Below are 16,041 nucleotides of genomic sequence, written 5' to 3' on the forward strand. Positions count from 1 at the left end.
GAGGAAAAGGGCCAGTCGAACGATCAGGCAGCAAGCTATCCGCCGTCGGCGCGCGTTTCTTTCAGGTCCCGAGGAACGTCGCGCTCATTGGTCTGCTTTATGCGATCATTACCGCGACCGTCGTGTATTTGCTGGGAGGAGGCCGCTGGACCATACTGTTGGCGTTTTTGGTCGGAGGGGGCTGCGCGGGGAAGATTGCGGCCTTGGTCCGCGCCGATATCCTGCATGATCTCCATCCTCCTGACAGGTTGCCAGAACCTTTATCTCGAAAGAATGGCTCGGCCTCACCGTATAAACCGGAGAAGGCCGAGTTGGATGAAGCGCTTCTTTCTCCGTCAGGAGATCAACGAGCAGATGATACAGCTGACGTATGAGAGGTCGAGGCATTGTTCTTAGAGATCTGACGGCCAGCCGTCCGATCGATCGCTCTGTTGAAAGTGTTGCGTACCCGCTGCGTTCGATTGGCATTCGGTCGGACGGGCCGGCCGATCGAAAGAGTGATCGGTGCGTGGTTCGCGTCTTCCCCCCAGGGCCCCATGATCTGAAGTTCGGCTAAGACTAACTCTTCTATTTGCGGCCAGCCTGGTAGGCTGTCGCCGGTGACGATACATAATATCGTACCGCCGCCGAAATGCGCCATAAGAAGCTGCGGGCAGTCCACAACCCGGCTGATTGCGCCTGATACATTGGCGATGGCCATGGCGTATTCGCGGCTGCTGCCGCGAGAATATAAGGTCGCGATGTCCTCGATTTGCGCGCAGAAGACATGGCAGATGTTCAAGTGCTTGCGAGAAAGCTGCGAGAGATAATTTCCCAGCGAAAAGGGCGGGACCAATTGGGGCACGCCAAGAACGTGAACCGGGTCCTCTAAAGCGAAGTCGTGTTGCCCCTCGTGGCCGCCTGTCAACATCAATTTGGGGTCGAGCCGCAGCGCCACTTCTGAACTGTCTAGGAGGCGCTGGATCACGCGCAGGCGCCGTTCAACTTCTCGGACTTCGAAGGGTTTGACAATGTAGTCGTTGGCTCCGGCCGCGAACGCCTGCTCGATTGATATTGCGTCGGATTTGAGTGTCAGCATGATGATCGGCGTTGTGCGATAGCTCGAGATCGCCCGAATTTTGCGACACAACGTTATCCCGTCCATGAAGGGCATCACAATGTCCAGCAGGAGGCAATCGAAAGGCTGCGCTGACGCTTCGATGATTGCGAGCGCTTCCTTTCCCGAAGCGGCAACGGTCACATTCGCAAAATCCGTCCCTTGCAGGATTGCCGGCAAGAACTCGAGGATGAAGGGATTGTCATCGACGGCGAGGATCTTCATGTGCTTTGTCCTTTGATCATGATGCGACATGCTTGAATTAGAGTTCGCGAAGGGAAGACGCATTCAGCGGGTCCTTGCGGCTTTAAGTGCAGGCAGTCGAAACGAGCTGTTCTTTGTCGCTTGGGTCTCCAGGGCCCTTGCGACATGTTCTTTGGTATGTATCTATACTAAAGAGTGTATCCAGGATTGTGGCGATTTAATGACGTCTGGGGCTGCCCTGAATTTTGTGCTCTTCAAAGATCGCGGGGGAATAAAAGCGCCGACCATCCGCTTGTGACTGCATACGGTAATCACCCCAAATTCGCGCACATCTTCCGTCATCATTGGGAAGTTGCATGCAAATTCGGTCCGACATCTGCCTTTACCTTGGCCCCGCCGATCGAGCTGAGCTTGAAGCTCTGCAGAACAACCGCCACACATCGCGCAAGCTCAGTTAATTAACAGCAGGTCATTTGCCTGATAATAATGTCGCGCAGAGCATGGTGGTTGGAATTATGGGAAAGAATTGATGCTTGCACCATATCTTCACGATCCAGCCCCTCCCATGTCAGCTTATGACCAGCGCGTTCGGCGATGTATCGAGCATACTCCCGTAGAGTCCGCATAGCCAGTTTCAGCCAAGTCAAGGTCTTGTTGTGTTCTTAGTCCAAGCTTGTTGCGGAGTATTCCAGTGTCCGGATCAAAATATCTGTCACCACCATCATACTTATCTGACATGTCTAATTATATGGACGGTTCAAGGCGATCGAACCTTGCTTCAATCTTGGCTTTGACCTGCGCTAAGTCTATTTTTCCTGAAATGAAATTATCAAGATCGGCTAACGTATCTACGTCAAGCTCCAACCCCTCAAGGCGCTGACTATTTATTGCGCTCGCAACCACAGTCCTGCGGTCCTCGGAGGCGGTTTCGTCATAGCTTTTGTGTGTGCAGGCCATGTAATCGCCCTTTCTGCTTCCCGTGTATGTTACTCGCATCTGAAGAAAACAACAATCGAACATCTGGGGCTATGCTGCCTCCCACAGAAGATACCTTCGGGTGAGAACCGATGGTTTTCGGCAAGCCCCATCTTATGGCCCGCCGCGCCAAGACACTGCCGCCGAACGCACACTGGTCTAACGTTGAAAATGGGGCCGTTCTGGGTCTGACAGCATCCGTCCGGCTTCGGCGCTCGGACGGCGGGTCATAGTGCTTGCTAGACGTCCACCATCGTAGACATCTTGAGGTTTGGGATGGGGGGTAAGAAGGGTCAGAAAAAGCGGTTCTGGTCGGATAATGAGGCGCGGACGATTTGCGCAGGCGCGGTTTTTGTTGCGCAGGTTGCGCGTCGCTAAGCGAGGGGCGCCAGTCTGATCCACAAATGGCGCCGCGACCCTCGGCTTGCATCGGAAGGTCAGGCCTAGGAGCTTCTCGAGCCTCAGGGCGCGGTGTTTCTCCCCCTTGAGGTCGCGGGCGCGACGTCAGCGTCGTGCATCTCTCCAACAGGTCCCGTCACGGTGCGATGCGCCGACATGGCGTTGTCAGATAGTCGGCGCATTCTGGTGGAGGGACCAATCGAGCTGTCGGCGGTGCTGACGCTAGTCGAGGGACTGGGGGGTAATTCCGGCTCTCCTTGAGGGATTGAAGGAAGAGCGCTTGAAGGTATTTTCTTTCGCCCATTGGCCAAGTGTTGCGATTTTTGTCGCATGATAACAGAACGAATATTTTCCACCTGAAAAGCGGAAGGTAGGCTCCTGCGAAGTTTTTCGGTGAGTGTTTAATTTTGCCCGGCATAGTCCCGGTCCAGGCGGCGCATAAATCGGAAGGAAAGTGCCAGTGACTTAAGACCGACATTTTTCCAATGAACAAACTTTAATGGTAGGAGCGTGCGCCGTTGTGATGCAGGGCAAAACGGGAAGCGACGCCGGCATCAAGACGCCGCGGCAGCAGGGTGCAGATCTGGTTGTGAGCCCGTGAGACTTTCCGTTCTGGCGGACTTCACCCGTTGGATTGCGCGATCAAACGTCCGCTTTACGCGCTGTGTGGCGCTGGCATTCGGCTGGATCGGCTTGCCGATCGAAAGGGTGAGATTCATTTTGCCGCCGTGCTCATAGCGTGGGACCAACTCCCCCAACTGACGTTGAATTGCATTTTCCACGTCGTCCCAATCTGGCAGGTGCTCAGTTGTGACCACGCAGAGAAGCATGCCGCCCCCGTTGTGGGTCATCAAAAGCTCCGGACAGCTTATGCTCTGCGCTATGAGCCGCGTGACTGCAACGATTGCAGTCCTGACCTCTGCGGTGGTGCCATTCGCGTACAGCTGCTGAAAGTTATCGATGGAGACCGCAAAAACATGGCAATCATCTAAGCTGCTCCGTGAGAGCTGGGAGAGATATGCCCCCAGTGAAAAGGGGAGAACAAGTTGAGGGATATCTTCGATGTGCACGGCTTGACTATCGTCAAAGTGATGCACCCCTGGCGATCCCGTTTCCAAATCTTGTGCGGAAATATGGAGCGTGGCTTCTGTTCTCTTCATCATGCGCTCTGCCACACGCAGTCTTGACCTAAGATCGCCTGCTTCAAACGGCTTTGTGACATAATCGGTCGCACCTGCCACGAAGGCGCGGCCCACTGCGATAGCATCCGTCCTTTGCGTCAGCATTAGGATGGGTGTGTAGAGGTATCCCGGTAGGGATCGAATTTTGCGGCATAGGGCAATGCCGTCCATTTCTGGCATCTCGATATCGAGCAGCAGGCAGTCGAATTTTGTTTCTGGTGCTGAAAGAAGCTCTAGCGCCTCTGCGCCAGAGGAGGCGGTGGTGATCTCGCAAGCGTTTACGGCAGATAGGGTCGTTTGGACCAGGTCTCGGATGATTGGGTCGTCGTCGACTGCAAGAATTTCCATCAATTGGCCTTAATATTGAACGCAAACTAAAAATACGGAGTATTTTGTTTACTGTTTCGAAAATGTTTAGCGAAATTATGGCAGTTTTGAAGGGCTGTGCGCCTTTCTTTCGCCATACTTTAGACTTGATATTGCCTTGCGATAATTTCTGCTGCCATGAATGGGTATTTTACCATTTGTATTCAATGACATGGGCTCTTTGCGCAGGCGCAAGTTTTGCGTTTTTTTGGCCCAAAATGGGCTTTTAGTATTGATTGTCCTAACGGGTTTCCTCTTACCTCGGCCAGTAAGGCAGAGTGTAGGACTATGACATTGAATTGTAATGTTTCCGCAAATTTTAGTGCGTCTGAATCTATTGAGTTGGACCCATCTCTGTCCGAGCGCGACGCGCGCTTTGATAAGCTTACAAATATAGCATCCCTTGTCATGAAGGCGCCTATATCCCTTCTCACGATTATCGACGATGCGGGTGGTCAACAGCTCTTTAAGTCAGCCGCGGGCCTGACAGGAGAACTCTTCCAGACGCGTTCGACGCCACTAAGCCACTCTTTTTGCAAACATGTCCGTGACAGCGGCAAACCGCTTGTGGTCCGAGACTCTCGAAAGCACCCTGAGCTTAAGTATAACCCGGCGGTTGCTGAATTTGGCCTCATTGGGTATCTCGGGGTTCCGTTCCGCAGTGAGCGGGGGGACGTTGTGGGCGCATTTTGCTGTATAGACCACCGCCCGCGGGATTGGGACGAAAACGATATTGAAATCCTTACCCGATTGGCCTCCATCGCAGCCGACCAGCTTCATCTGACTTCTGCAGAGGACGGTAGAGTAAAGGCCAAACGTTTGGCCGAGCAAGCCGCGGCGACCCGTGCAAGCTTTCTGTCGCATGCCAATCATGAGGTGCGGACCCCCCTTAGCTCCATTGGGGGAGCAACCCGTCTTCTGAGCATGGTCGTGGCCGATGAGAAAGCGCGCAATCTCGTTGGGGTGATTGAGCGGAATGTATCCCGGTTGAGCGCGCTCGCAGATGATCTTGTGCGGATTGCAGAGTTGGACGACGCGACCGCTTCGATTGCCCAGGAATCCTTTAATCTGTCGGAAGTAATCGGCAATATCGTGGATAGGCATCATGATGCCGCTCAGACCAAAGGGATAGATCTCACTCTTACCTGTGACCTCAAAGATGATCCCCTCTTACTGTTTGATGCGCAAGTCCTCACCCAAGTCGTTGAACGCCTTCTTTCCAACGCTGTTAAGTTTACGTCCCTCGGCGAAGTGCGGGTCGCGATCGCGTCAGAACACTGCCAGGACGGTGCCACTATCAGGATCACAGATACCGGCTGTGGCATTGAGGCAGAACACCTCGTCAGACTTTTTGATGAGTTCGAAGCGCACAACCCAAGAACGGCGCGTCAGGGAGGAGGCACGGGGCTTGGTATGAGCATCGTTCGCCGCGACGTCGAACGGATGGGCGGTGAGATCTCGGTATCCAGCCAGCCGGGGGAGGGAACGGACTTCGTCGTGTTCCTGCCTAACGGCCGCGGCGCAAATTCTTGCGAGCATCTCGAGGATGAGCAGGAGGGTGGCTCTCACCTTCTTACCTGTCTGGAATGTGGGGAGGAGATGGGTCTTCTGCGTCGTCATCTAAGCCAAGTGCATGGTCTGACCCCTGAGGCCTATCGCGCCAAATGGAAGCTGGCTAGCGACTTTGCGGTTTCCAGTAAGGGCTATAGAAAGATGCGGCAGGCGGTCAGAAACTTGATGTAATCTTTTGCCTGGGCCAAGCGTCACAAGCAACGAAGCCTCTACTGGCAAAGCAAAGGTTTCTTAACCTTGTTTGACATGTGGCAAAGCGTGACAGGCTCCCGAGGTTCTGTTGTATGAAGTCGTTTATGAACGAATTTCCCTTTCCCTAGACACAGCGTCTACGGTTCCCGTGATGGGTATGCCAAGCGTGGTGTAGCCCTTCATGACTGCAATACGGACCTAAACCTCTGCAACCGTATCGCGTTGCGAGCTTCTGTTCGATCTTTTGAGCCCACTGAAGCGCCCGGTTCCAACGGGCTACCAGTTCAGCAGTTACCCAAGCAGCTCGGCCAGTCGCTTATTGAGCAGCCTATGCTGTGTTGATGGTGCGGGCCTTTCCCGCCGTCAGGACCCAAAATCTAAGGGCCTTTGCTTAGCGAAGCGTGAGTGCTGCTCTACCAACGCCGGACATCTCGACTTCAATTTTCCCTGGTCCGTCATGATATAAGATCGGGCTATGCGTTCCGCAGAAGACGACTTGACCGGCTTCAAGGGCGAGGCCTCGAGACGCGAGGTGATTGGCAAGCCAAATTACGGCATCCAGAGGGTTTTGCGGAGCCGCTCCTGTAACGTCGTGCACAACTTTGCCGTCAATCAGGACAACAGTATTAAGATCGCTAGTGTTTAAGCTTTCTGGCTCAACCCCACCATCACCAACAACCGCTCCCACGTTCGAAATATTTTGTGCGATAGCATCGGGAATATGAGTGTTGGGCATGTCCGTATGACGCATATCCAATAGCTCTACTCCAGTCGCGAACCTATCTATGGCAGCCACCACCTGAGACCGATTGAAGGGTGTCTCTTGTGGTGCCAGCGTCGACTTCATTACAGCGACGATTTCTGGCTCAAAGGCAAATTCTGTGTAATCCGATGCGTCCAGCACCGCATCGCTTTTCACTGATTGACTTGCAAAGATACGACCCGACGCAGGCTCGCTGAGTTTGAACCGATCCATTAATTGTTGCGAGTTCGCGGCGATCTTCCAACCAGCAACCGGGCCGCGCATTTCAGGAGCAGCTAGGGACGCTGCCACCTCATCCTGAACGGCATAGGCTTGCATGAGGCTTCGCGGTGGCTCTTCGGCATACGGGTTAAAAGGACTGCCATTCTGAACATCCTGCAAGATTCTCTCAATCAACGTGGTTTGGTGGGTCATGCCATCATCCTTTTGAAATCTATCATCCATTGAAGTCCGTCACATGTGTTATGCTGCGGACGATATTCTGCCGAAACTGCGCCGTGGTAGCCTATGTCGTGCAGTGCCGTGAAAGCTGCGGCGAAATCGATCTCGCCAGTCCCAGGTTCATGGCGACCTGGTGTGTCAGCAAATTGAACATGGCCGATCCTTGGCCCCGCCCGCCGGATTGCAGCAGGTAAGTCGGGCTCTGTGATTGCCATATGGTACAAATCAAACTGAAGCGCGATGTTAGGACAGTTGAGCTCCTCCAAAAGCGCGAGCGCCTCATCTAGGCCCGAGAGAAAGAAGCCCGGGACATCGTGACGATTCACTGCCTCCACCATGACCTGCACATCAATGTTGGCCATCACCTCAGCAGTATATGTTAGATTGGCCTTCAACATCGCCAGGCAATCGGCGTGAGGCACGCCTTCAGGCGGTCGGCCAGAAAGAACATTGATTTTGCGCACGTTCAAAGTGGCGGCTTGTTTGGCACAGATTTCCACAGCAGCGCGGTAAGCTTCTTTCTCGGCCGGCAGTGCGGCGAGACCGACAGATTCCCCCGGCCCCCGGGGAACGTTGATCAACTCAATGGGCATCTCCAGCGCGCTCGATGCCTCTTTCAAAGGCGCAATCGCCTGTGCTTCCGGAAATTGGATCTCGACCCCATCGAACCCGGCATCCTGCGCTGCTTTGAGCCGTTCCACTAAGGGAAGTTCACAGAACATCATTGAGACGTTGGAAATAAGCTTCATCTGCCGCACCTCGAATTCAACATTGACAGGAAACGGCATTGAGTGGTTTGGTTCAAGTATAAACCTTCTTTAATGAAACTTTCTTTGGAGGCGGCAATATGGCATCGTCCAACAAAAAGCCACTTCGCTCGCGCATTACCACTGACGGCATCGACCGTAGCCCCCACCGCGCATTTATGCATGCAATGGGGCTCGACGACGCGGCCATCGCCAAGCCGATGGTTGGTGTTGTCAGTCAAAAGGGCGAAACCACCCCCTGCAACATGACCCATTACGCCCAGGTTGAGTATGCCAAGGAAGGCGTCGGCATGGCTGGAGGCACCCCACGGGAGTTTACGACAATCTCCGTGTCGGACGGTGTGGGCATGAACCATGAGGGGATGAAATTCAGTCTCGTCAGCCGAGAGATCATTGCAGACAGTATTGAGGCGGTGATCCACGGGCATGCCTATGATGGCATCGTTGGCTATGGCGGATGCGATAAGACTTTGCCCGGGGTCATCATGGGGATGGTGCGGTGCAACGTGCCCTCCGTCTTTGTTTACGGCGGATCTGCTCTACCAGGACGGTTCCAGGGGCGCGATGTGAGTGTTTTGGACACCTACGAAGCTGTTGGTGCAGTTCAAGCAGGGACAATGACCGAGGACGAGCTTACTCAGCTCGAAGAAGCCTGCAAGCCAACCATTGGCTCATGTGCGGGGCAGTTCACTGCCAATACTATGGCGATGGTTTCAGAAGCATTAGGACTGACGGTGCCTAACTCTTCTATGATCCCTGGCGTTTATTCGGAACGCAAAGGCGTGGGCCATCGTGCGGGCGCTCTTGTGATGGAGCTGATCGAACGTGGCGGTCCCTTGCCGCGAGATATCGTGACACGCAAGGCGCTTGAAAATGCTTGTGCGATCGTTGCTGCCACCGGCGGGTCTACCAACACTGCGTTGCACATTCCGGCAATTGCACATGAGGCAGGCATCAAGTTTACAGCTGATGATGTTGCTGCCGTTCTCCAACGCACGCCATTCATTGGCAATCTGCGGCCCGGTGGCAAATACCATGCCAAAGACGTGTACGAAATTGGCGGCGCACATGTGGTCATCAAAGAGCTGATCGCCAATGGTTTCATGCATGGCGACACACTGACCGTGACAGGTCGAACGCTCGCCGAAGAAGTGGCAGACGCTCCAGCACCGGATGGCGAAATCATCCACCCCGTCTCCAGCGCTATTATGCAGTCTGGTGGCGTTGTTGTACTGAAGGGGAACCTCTGCCCGGATGGCGCGCTTTTGAAAGTGGCCGGGCTAAAGTCGCTGACCTTCACCGGAACGGCACGGGTGTTTGAAAGCGAAGATGAAGCTGTCGAAGCGGTTCATTCACGCGATTATAAAGAAGGCGAGGTCCTGATCGTGCGCAATGAAGGCCCGGTGGGGGGGCCTGGTATGCGCGAGATGTTGGGGCTTACAGCCCTGATCTACGGGCAAGGGATGGGCGAGAAGGTCGCCCTTCTGACGGATGGTCGCTTTTCTGGTGCGACGCGGGGCATGTGTATTGGCCACGCTGCCCCTGAAGCGGCGACCGGCGGACCGATGGGATTGGTCCAAAACGGGGATTTGATCACCATCGACGGCACGTCGGCAACGATCACACTCGACGTCCCTGATGAGGAGTTGGCACGCAGGCGCGCTGAGTGGAAAGCCCCCGAAACACGCCATCGCGCAGGCCTGCTGTCCAAATACGCAGCCTCCGTAGGCCAAGCCCATGAAGGCGCCGTCACGCACCCCGGAAACGCCCAGTGGCCCGAGCCACGCAGGAAAGGGAAAACAACATGAGCGATGTGACAACACTCGGCTACATTGGCACAGGCTTAATGGGCACGCCAATGGCCGCGCGCCTGCTCGACGCAGGCTATGCGCTGACTGTCTGGAACCGCACGGCGGCCAAAACCAAAGCGCTCGTCGAAAAAGGGGCCACTTTAGGCGCCAATCCCGCCGAAGTTGCACGCCGGTCAGATATCGTTTTTATGTGCTTAACCGACACCCAGGCGGTTCAAGAGGCCGTTTTTGGTGAAGGCGGTGTTGCCGCAGGGGCGCGTGACGGTACCACTTTAGTTGATTTTTCTTCCATCCAGCCAGAAGCTACGGTCAAGATGGCCGGACAGCTCAAAGCTGAAACGGGGATGGATTGGATTGATGCCCCTGTCTCTGGCGGTGTTCCGGGCGCTGAAGCAGGCAGTTTGGCAATCATGGCCGGGGGGGCTCAAAGCGCTTTTGACCGTGTTGAAAAAGTAGTTCTAGAAATGGCCGAGCGCTTTACGCTGATGGGGCCATCCGGCGCCGGCCAAACAACCAAGTTATGCAATCAAGTTATTGTTGGATGCACGATGGCAGTTTTGGCCGAAGCTGCACGTCTTGCTACAAATGCTGGCGTTGATGCGACACGGCTGCCGGAAGCTTTGGCCGGCGGTTTCGCGGACAGTAAACCGTTACAGATCTTCATGCCCCGGATGGTAAACGCGCAGCATGAACCTCCTTTGGGGCATGTCTACACAATGCTGAAAGATCTCGACTCAGTCTGCGATCTTGCACGATCTTGCACATCTCCGGTTCCGTTCACTTCAATGGCGGCTGAGCAGTTTCGCCTGTTGACTGTACGTGGGGGAGAGACGGCAGACGCTCTGGAAATCTTTAAACTGAGCGGACCGAGCAAACTTTGATAGACCGACCGCAAGAGCTGATAACAATTAGAGATTATAAGGGAGAGTAAGAAATGAAACCATTTGCAACTTGGGCATTTGCCGCAGCACTCGCGAGCAGTGCGGTCCCCGCCCTCGCGCAAGAGACCAAAACCATTCGGGTGGGATCCTGGCTTCCGGCACACCATCTCATCGTTGCGGGCATTTTAGAACCATGGGCCGCAGCGATTGAAGAAGAGACGGCAGGGTCTCTGAAGTTTGAAATCATGACCTCTCCTCTCGGCCCCCCGCCAGCCCAGTTTGACCTCTTGTTGGACCAAGCCTTTGACGTCGGCTACGGCGTATCGGGACATAATGCCGGTCGGTTCACTATGACACAGGTCATGGATCTGCCCTTCATGTCGCCCGATCCATGGGCAGGCTCCGCCGCCTCCTGGCTGACCTACCAAAAGTTTGGTGCAGATTACGGCGAGCATCAGGGCGCCCATGTGGTAGGTCTGTTCACCCACTCCAACCCAAACATCAATATGGCGAAAGGCCGGGTTGAAACCCTAACGGACTTGCAGGGAAAAACGATCCGCGTAGGGGGTAATGTGACCGGACGCATCATGTCAGAGTTGGGTGCGTCTCCTGTTCAACTTCCGCCAACAGAGGCACAAACCGCGATGTCGCGAGGCGTTGCCGATGGGATTACCTTTCCTTCTGAATCCATCGACTTTTTTGGCATCACACCGGTCATTTCCTCAATCACGCGCGTCCCCGGCGGCCTTTACACAGATACGTTTTGGGTCGCGTTTAACCAAGACAGTTGGGACGGCCTGAGCGAAGTAGAGCGCGCAGCCGTTGACAAGCACTCCGGCATGGCTCTTGCCATGCTGTCCGGGTTTGCTTGGTCCAATGGTGACAAATATGGTGAAGAGAAGCTAAACGAAAACGGCGTGGAGTTTGTCACGCTGAGCGACGAAGATGTCGCCACTGCTCGCGACACATTGAAACCGCTCGAAACCGAATGGCTGGCCCAAGCGTCAGATAAGGGTTTTGATGGGGAAGCCATCCTCCAGTATGCCCGCGATATGGCTGAGAACTATCGCGCAGACCGCGAAGTGAACGTCGTAAAATAACGTTAAGAGGCGGCTCTGCAAAGCATTGCTGCCTCTTTGCGCCTGACACAGACCCTTGAAGAAAGAGAATACTGACATGTCGGCTGCCATTACTTTCTTTGACCGGCTGTGTCTGTCGCTGGCATGGTTGTCTGGGCTCATTGCTTTTGCGGTCATGGCCGTGACATTTACAGGCGTTGCCATGCGCTATGGGCTGCGCAGCCCGCTTATGGGTGGCTTTGAGATGATCGAAATCGGTATGGGGCTGATTGTATTCAGTGCCTTGCCACTCATGGTCCGTCGCCGGGGCAATATTATCGTGACAATCGTAATCGAGCGGCTACCGCCCGTGCTGGTACGGATCGCCAGTGTCTTCTCTGATCTGGTGGGGGCAGCACTTGTGGCTTTTGTTTCTTGGCGCGTATGGCTGCAGGGCGAACGCCTTTTGACTTATAATGAGGTCACAATGGAATTGCGCGTCCCCAAGGGCTTGATCGCCCAAAGCATGGCTATTTTTCTGGCCGTTACAGCGATTGCATTTCTGCTTTGTGCCATTGAATCTTTCAGGCAGGACCGGTCTGCGACGGCCAGTGGCGGGGGGCTCTAATGGCCGTTTGGGAGGTTTCCGGGGTAGCATTCTTCGGTGTTTTTGTACTGATGATGGGCGGGATGCCAATCGCATTGGCCATGTTGCTCATTGGCCTGTCCGGGATATGGCTCACGATCTCTGAGCGCACAGCAATGGGAATGATTGGCCAGCTGCCAATCAATGCAACGATGTCCTATGAGCTTTCTGTGCTGCCCATGTTCATCCTAATGGGCGTCTTTGTTACCCGCGCGCGTATGTCAGAAGACCTGTACCGGCTCTGTCATGGGTTTGTAGGCCATATGCGGGGCGGATTGGCAGCAGCCACAATCCTAGCATGCGGCGGGTTCTCCGCGCTCAGCGGTTCCTCTTTGGCCACGGCCGCCACAATGGCGAAGGTCGCGGTGCCGGAAATGCGCCGGTATGGATATGCTGATGGCTTTGCTGCCTCAGCCGTCGCCGCAGGGGGCACTTTGGGCATTCTGATCCCGCCCTCCGTAATCCTCGTGCTCTACGGCATTGCCACTGGCACGGACATCGGCTCATTGTTCATTGCGGGCATCTTACCGGGCGTCCTAGCCATTGTGCTGTATCTGGCAGCGATCCGCATCGCCGCCCAGATTGATCCTTCCTGCGCGCCTGCAGCCCCCCGCGCGAGCTGGAGCGAACGTCTGCGCTATCTTCGCAGTGTCGGTCCCATCCTATTGCTCTTTGTGGGAATCATCGGAGGACTTTACAAAGGGATATTTACCCCTACCGAAGCAGGAGGCGTAGGCGCAACCGGTGCGCTGGCCTTTGCGCTCTGGCGCCGTGCCCTGTCATGGAAAGGACTGGTTGCCTCTTTGGTGGAAACTGTAACAACAACGGCAAGCCTGTTTCTGGTTCTTATCGGGGCTTTGGTCTTTTCCAACTTCATGAACCTCATCGGCCTCCCCGCCGCTTTGTCAGATCTCATCACTTCCTTAGGCCTCGGCCCGACCGCTGTGATCCTCACCATCCTCGTGATCTATCTCTTTTTGGGCATGTTTATGGAAAGCCTCTCCATGATCTTGCTGACCATCCCCATCTTCTTCCCAATTGTAACCCAACTAGGGTTTGACCCCATCTGGTTTGGGATCTTTGCAGTCATGGTCACAGAGCTCTCCTTGATCACTCCCCCGGTTGGCCTGAATCTTTTTGTAATAAGGTCTGTCATTGATGACTTGTCCGTTGGGGATATGTACCGCGGCATCTTGCCCTTTGTATTGGCCGATCTTATTCGCATCATAATCATCATCGCCGTGCCATGGATCGTCATGGTCCTGCCCGAACTGGCGCGCTGAACATGAATAAGAAAACCATAGCCACAAGCCCAGGGCCCCCCACGGATGACCGGCTCACTTATGGGACTGCACAGCCTCCGGAAAGCAACTCATTAGACCACGGCATTCTCCATGAATTCATCGGCATGTATCTGCGCCGTGCCTATGAAGTTGCCTATGAAGACTTCCGCGCGCGTTTGGGCAAGGACGCACTGCAACCCGGCTATTTCACCATTTTGACCTTGATCGTCCGAAACCCACGCATCAGTCAGACCCAGATCGGCACCGCATCCGCCCGCGACAAATCAAGTGTTACAAAAGCACTCCGGTGGATGGAAGACGAAGACCTGATTGTCCGACTAAGATCCGCTCACGATCGGCGAATACACCTAAGTGTTGCGACCGAAAAAGGGATCAAGCAACAGGCTTTGATGGAAGCAAAAGCACTGGGTCACTTACACTCACTTAACGATGCGATCGGCCCAGAACGATATGCAACTTTTATTTCCACGCTAAAAGATTTGATTGACAGCATGGAGACCATCGCCGCTACACGAGCTGATTAGGCAGGCCGGGATTGATGTTGTAGCCGCCCATCGGGGATACCATTGGTGATGGGTGCAAACTACGCCAACACATCGGCATCAACCCGCGCCGTGATCTGCACCGGGCGATAGAACGGACCTTCGTCAAAGGCGGAAGCGTCTCGGGTGTTCTTGCGCCTATAGCTCTGCTGCCTGTCGTAATGAAATCTTCACTGAACCTTCGCTTGGTCAACATATAACAGCCGCAAGGAAAGGGGCAGATTCTCAACAACAGGACAGAATATGACCCCTCCCGTCATCGGCGCGGCGCTTGGCACCGCAGACCTTGAAACCTACCGCGACTGGATACTCGAAAAGCAGCGCGATCTTGAGCTTCAATCCTTTCATGCGCCTGACGTGCTGGGGGGGGATTGGCAGCCCGAAGCTGACCGGATCAAGGCACTTTTGGATGGCTATACCGGACGTTTGGGTATCCACGGACCCTTTTGGGGCTTCACCATCCATTCAAATGACCCTGAGGTTCGCGCGGTGGTGACCAAACGGGTTAACCAAGGGTTAGATGTTTGCCAGGCTGTCGGGGCAACGCAGATGGTGCTCCATTCGCCCTATACTGCTTGGGACTACAATAATTTCGACAACCTTGAGAATGCCCGCGACATGGTGATTCAAAACACCCATGCGACGCTTTCAGGTGCCGTAAAGCGTGCGGAAGATCAGGGTGTTACGCTGGTCATTGAAAACATTGAAGACATCGCCCCGCGTGACCGTCGACTATTGGTGGAAAGTTTTGACTCTCCCGCGGTGCGCCTGTCGATCGACACGGGCCACGCCCACTATGCCCATGGCACCAATGGCGGGCCACCGGTGGATTATTACGTGCGCGCCGCAGCGGGCTTGCTGGACCATATTCATTTACAAGATGCTGATGGTTATGCTGACCGGCATTGGGCGATTGGCGAAGGAACGATCCGCTGGCATGCCGTCTTCCGCGCGCTTGCCAAACTGGAAGAACAACCACGCCTGATCATGGAACTCCGCAACAAAATCGGCATTCCAGCATCGATTGGTTATCTGACACGTGAGGGGCTTGGCCAATGACACTCAAGATCGTTGTACTAAGCGACTTACACATCGTACGCGAAGGAGAGACAACCCACACGCTTGACACTGCAGACCGGTTGGCACGCGGCGTGGCGGCCATTAATGCGCGCCATGCGGATGCAGACTTCTGTGTTCTGGCGGGGGATTTGGCCGACCTGGGGGAGGCGGAAGCCTATGTCCGGTTGCAGTCGATCCTTTCGGAACTAACCGTTCCTTGCCATATCACCCTAGGCAATCATGATGATCGGCCTGTTTTTCTGGAAGTCTTCGGTAAAGACTATGAAGCAGAGACCGGCTGCATTGATAAGGTGATAGATCACAAGGGTTACCGGACCATCTTGCTCGACTCCTCGGAGCCGGGAATACATCCGGGCGTGCTCACCGACGCGCAATATGACTGGCTGGAAGAACGGTTGCTGGAGGCAGCGGACAAGCCCGTCATCGGCATCTTGCACCACCACGCAAACCCGCTCTTCACGCGGGTCGACCGCATTATCCTGCGCGACGGCGCACGATTGGCCAATCTGCTCGCAACACATGGCGACGTTCGGCAGGTGATTGCCGGCCATGTTCATTATAATTCTACTGCGCTGTGGCGGGGCATTCCCTTTACCACAATGTCAGGGAACCATTACAACGTAACTGTGAACCTTGATGGCGGTACGTTCGAAGAACTTGATGGCCCGGCACAGATCGCAGTGATCCTTGCCGATGCGGATCAGACCTTGGTGCATTTTGACAACTATATCGATAGCAGCACTGTGATCGTTACGCGTTGACC

Annotated in this window: 14 protein-coding genes; 9 read left to right on the plus strand and 5 right to left on the minus strand. The window is 54.7% G+C overall.

What is annotated here, in order from left to right:
• Window positions 1-343: 343 nt before the first annotated feature.
• The 3 genes from DSM110093_RS17315 to DSM110093_RS17325 all read right to left on the minus strand — a co-directional run bounded on the left by DSM110093_RS17315 (window position 344) and on the right by DSM110093_RS17325 (window position 4,203).
• Complete coding sequence (locus DSM110093_RS17315; RefSeq protein ID WP_243267957.1) at window positions 344-1,321, minus strand: response regulator; 978 nt, start codon at window positions 1,319-1,321, stop codon at window positions 344-346.
• Window positions 1,322-2,044: 723 nt separating this feature from the next.
• Complete coding sequence (locus DSM110093_RS17320; protein WP_243263313.1) at window positions 2,045-2,257, minus strand: antitoxin VbhA family protein; 213 nt, start codon at window positions 2,255-2,257, stop codon at window positions 2,045-2,047.
• A 971-nt stretch (window positions 2,258-3,228) separates the two neighbouring features.
• Window positions 3,229-4,203: a response regulator gene (locus tag DSM110093_RS17325; protein WP_243267958.1), complete on the minus strand. Its 975-nt coding sequence runs from the start codon at window positions 4,201-4,203 to the stop codon at window positions 3,229-3,231.
• Window positions 4,204-4,509: 306 nt separating this feature from the next.
• On the opposite strand from DSM110093_RS17325, the gene DSM110093_RS17330 reads away from it, so the two are divergent.
• On the plus strand, window positions 4,510-5,964 hold the full coding sequence (locus tag DSM110093_RS17330) for an ATP-binding protein (protein ID WP_243267959.1): 1,455 nt from the start codon (window positions 4,510-4,512) through the stop codon (window positions 5,962-5,964).
• Between the two features lie 412 nt (window positions 5,965-6,376).
• Here the strand turns inward: DSM110093_RS17330 and DSM110093_RS17335 are convergent, their stop codons facing one another.
• Together DSM110093_RS17335 and DSM110093_RS17340 are read right to left on the minus strand one after the other, a co-directional pair.
• Window positions 6,377-7,162 carry a fumarylacetoacetate hydrolase family protein gene (locus DSM110093_RS17335; RefSeq protein WP_243267960.1) on the minus strand — a complete coding sequence of 262 codons (786 nt, stop codon included), beginning with the start codon at window positions 7,160-7,162 and terminating at the stop codon, window positions 6,377-6,379.
• The gene (locus DSM110093_RS17340) at window positions 7,159-7,938 is read right to left on the minus strand and encodes a TIM barrel protein (RefSeq protein ID WP_243267961.1); all 780 of its coding nucleotides are present in this window, start codon (window positions 7,936-7,938) and stop codon (window positions 7,159-7,161) included. Before DSM110093_RS17340 ends, DSM110093_RS17335 begins: the two co-directional genes overlap by 4 nt.
• Before the next feature lie 98 nt (window positions 7,939-8,036).
• Between DSM110093_RS17340 and ilvD the strand changes: the two genes are divergently transcribed.
• The 8 genes from ilvD (at window position 8,037) to DSM110093_RS17380 (ending at window position 16,039) form a co-directional block, all read left to right on the plus strand.
• Window positions 8,037-9,764 carry a dihydroxy-acid dehydratase gene (gene ilvD / locus DSM110093_RS17345; protein WP_243267962.1) on the plus strand — a complete coding sequence of 576 codons (1,728 nt, stop codon included), beginning with the start codon at window positions 8,037-8,039 and terminating at the stop codon, window positions 9,762-9,764.
• Complete coding sequence (locus tag DSM110093_RS17350) at window positions 9,761-10,648, plus strand: NAD(P)-dependent oxidoreductase (RefSeq protein ID WP_243263300.1); 888 nt, start codon at window positions 9,761-9,763, stop codon at window positions 10,646-10,648. The genes ilvD and DSM110093_RS17350 overlap by 4 nt, the downstream gene beginning before the upstream one ends.
• Window positions 10,649-10,701: 53 nt before the next feature.
• Window positions 10,702-11,748 carry a TRAP transporter substrate-binding protein gene (locus DSM110093_RS17355; protein ID WP_243267963.1) on the plus strand — a complete coding sequence of 349 codons (1,047 nt, stop codon included), beginning with the start codon at window positions 10,702-10,704 and terminating at the stop codon, window positions 11,746-11,748.
• Between the two features lie 76 nt (window positions 11,749-11,824).
• Window positions 11,825-12,334, plus strand: coding sequence for a TRAP transporter small permease (locus tag DSM110093_RS17360; RefSeq protein ID WP_243263298.1), 510 nt, complete (start codon window positions 11,825-11,827; stop codon window positions 12,332-12,334).
• Complete coding sequence (locus DSM110093_RS17365; protein ID WP_243267964.1) at window positions 12,334-13,635, plus strand: TRAP transporter large permease; 1,302 nt, start codon at window positions 12,334-12,336, stop codon at window positions 13,633-13,635. Before DSM110093_RS17360 ends, DSM110093_RS17365 begins: the two co-directional genes overlap by 1 nt.
• A 2-nt stretch (window positions 13,636-13,637) precedes the next feature.
• Complete coding sequence (locus tag DSM110093_RS17370) at window positions 13,638-14,180, plus strand: MarR family winged helix-turn-helix transcriptional regulator (RefSeq protein ID WP_243263296.1); 543 nt, start codon at window positions 13,638-13,640, stop codon at window positions 14,178-14,180.
• Between the two features lie 261 nt (window positions 14,181-14,441).
• Complete coding sequence (locus DSM110093_RS17375) at window positions 14,442-15,257, plus strand: sugar phosphate isomerase/epimerase family protein (RefSeq protein WP_243267965.1); 816 nt, start codon at window positions 14,442-14,444, stop codon at window positions 15,255-15,257.
• The gene (locus DSM110093_RS17380; protein WP_243267966.1) at window positions 15,254-16,039 is read left to right on the plus strand and encodes a phosphodiesterase; all 786 of its coding nucleotides are present in this window, start codon (window positions 15,254-15,256) and stop codon (window positions 16,037-16,039) included. Before DSM110093_RS17375 ends, DSM110093_RS17380 begins: the two co-directional genes overlap by 4 nt.
• Window positions 16,040-16,041: the final 2 nt, after the last annotated feature.

It is taken from the genome of Sulfitobacter sp. DSM 110093 (assembly GCF_022788715.1).
In the GTDB taxonomy this organism is placed as follows: Bacteria; Pseudomonadota; Alphaproteobacteria; order Rhodobacterales; family Rhodobacteraceae; genus Sulfitobacter.

What these genes read in the sequence shown, in the direction of transcription:
- DSM110093_RS17370 (WP_243263296.1), top strand. Translation starts at nt 13,638, where the DNA reads ATGAATAAGAAAACCATAGCCACAAGCCCAGGGCCCCCCACGGATGAC.
- DSM110093_RS17365 (WP_243267964.1), top strand. Translation starts at nt 12,334, where the DNA reads ATGGCCGTTTGGGAGGTTTCCGGGGTAGCATTCTTCGGTGTTTTTGTA.
- DSM110093_RS17335 (WP_243267960.1), bottom strand. Translation starts at nt 7,162, where the DNA reads ATGACCCACCAAACCACGTTGATTGAGAGAATCTTGCAGGATGTTCAG.
- DSM110093_RS17315 (WP_243267957.1), bottom strand. Translation starts at nt 1,321, where the DNA reads ATGAAGATCCTCGCCGTCGATGACAATCCCTTCATCCTCGAGTTCTTG.
- DSM110093_RS17360 (WP_243263298.1), top strand. Translation starts at nt 11,825, where the DNA reads ATGTCGGCTGCCATTACTTTCTTTGACCGGCTGTGTCTGTCGCTGGCA.
- DSM110093_RS17325 (WP_243267958.1), bottom strand. Translation starts at nt 4,203, where the DNA reads ATGGAAATTCTTGCAGTCGACGACGACCCAATCATCCGAGACCTGGTC.
- DSM110093_RS17355 (WP_243267963.1), top strand. Translation starts at nt 10,702, where the DNA reads ATGAAACCATTTGCAACTTGGGCATTTGCCGCAGCACTCGCGAGCAGT.
- DSM110093_RS17340 (WP_243267961.1), bottom strand. Translation starts at nt 7,938, where the DNA reads ATGAAGCTTATTTCCAACGTCTCAATGATGTTCTGTGAACTTCCCTTA.
- DSM110093_RS17320 (WP_243263313.1), bottom strand. Translation starts at nt 2,257, where the DNA reads ATGGCCTGCACACACAAAAGCTATGACGAAACCGCCTCCGAGGACCGC.
- DSM110093_RS17330 (WP_243267959.1), top strand. Translation starts at nt 4,510, where the DNA reads ATGACATTGAATTGTAATGTTTCCGCAAATTTTAGTGCGTCTGAATCT.
- DSM110093_RS17350 (WP_243263300.1), top strand. Translation starts at nt 9,761, where the DNA reads ATGAGCGATGTGACAACACTCGGCTACATTGGCACAGGCTTAATGGGC.
- DSM110093_RS17380 (WP_243267966.1), top strand. Translation starts at nt 15,254, where the DNA reads ATGACACTCAAGATCGTTGTACTAAGCGACTTACACATCGTACGCGAA.
- DSM110093_RS17375 (WP_243267965.1), top strand. Translation starts at nt 14,442, where the DNA reads ATGACCCCTCCCGTCATCGGCGCGGCGCTTGGCACCGCAGACCTTGAA.
- ilvD (WP_243267962.1), top strand. Translation starts at nt 8,037, where the DNA reads ATGGCATCGTCCAACAAAAAGCCACTTCGCTCGCGCATTACCACTGAC.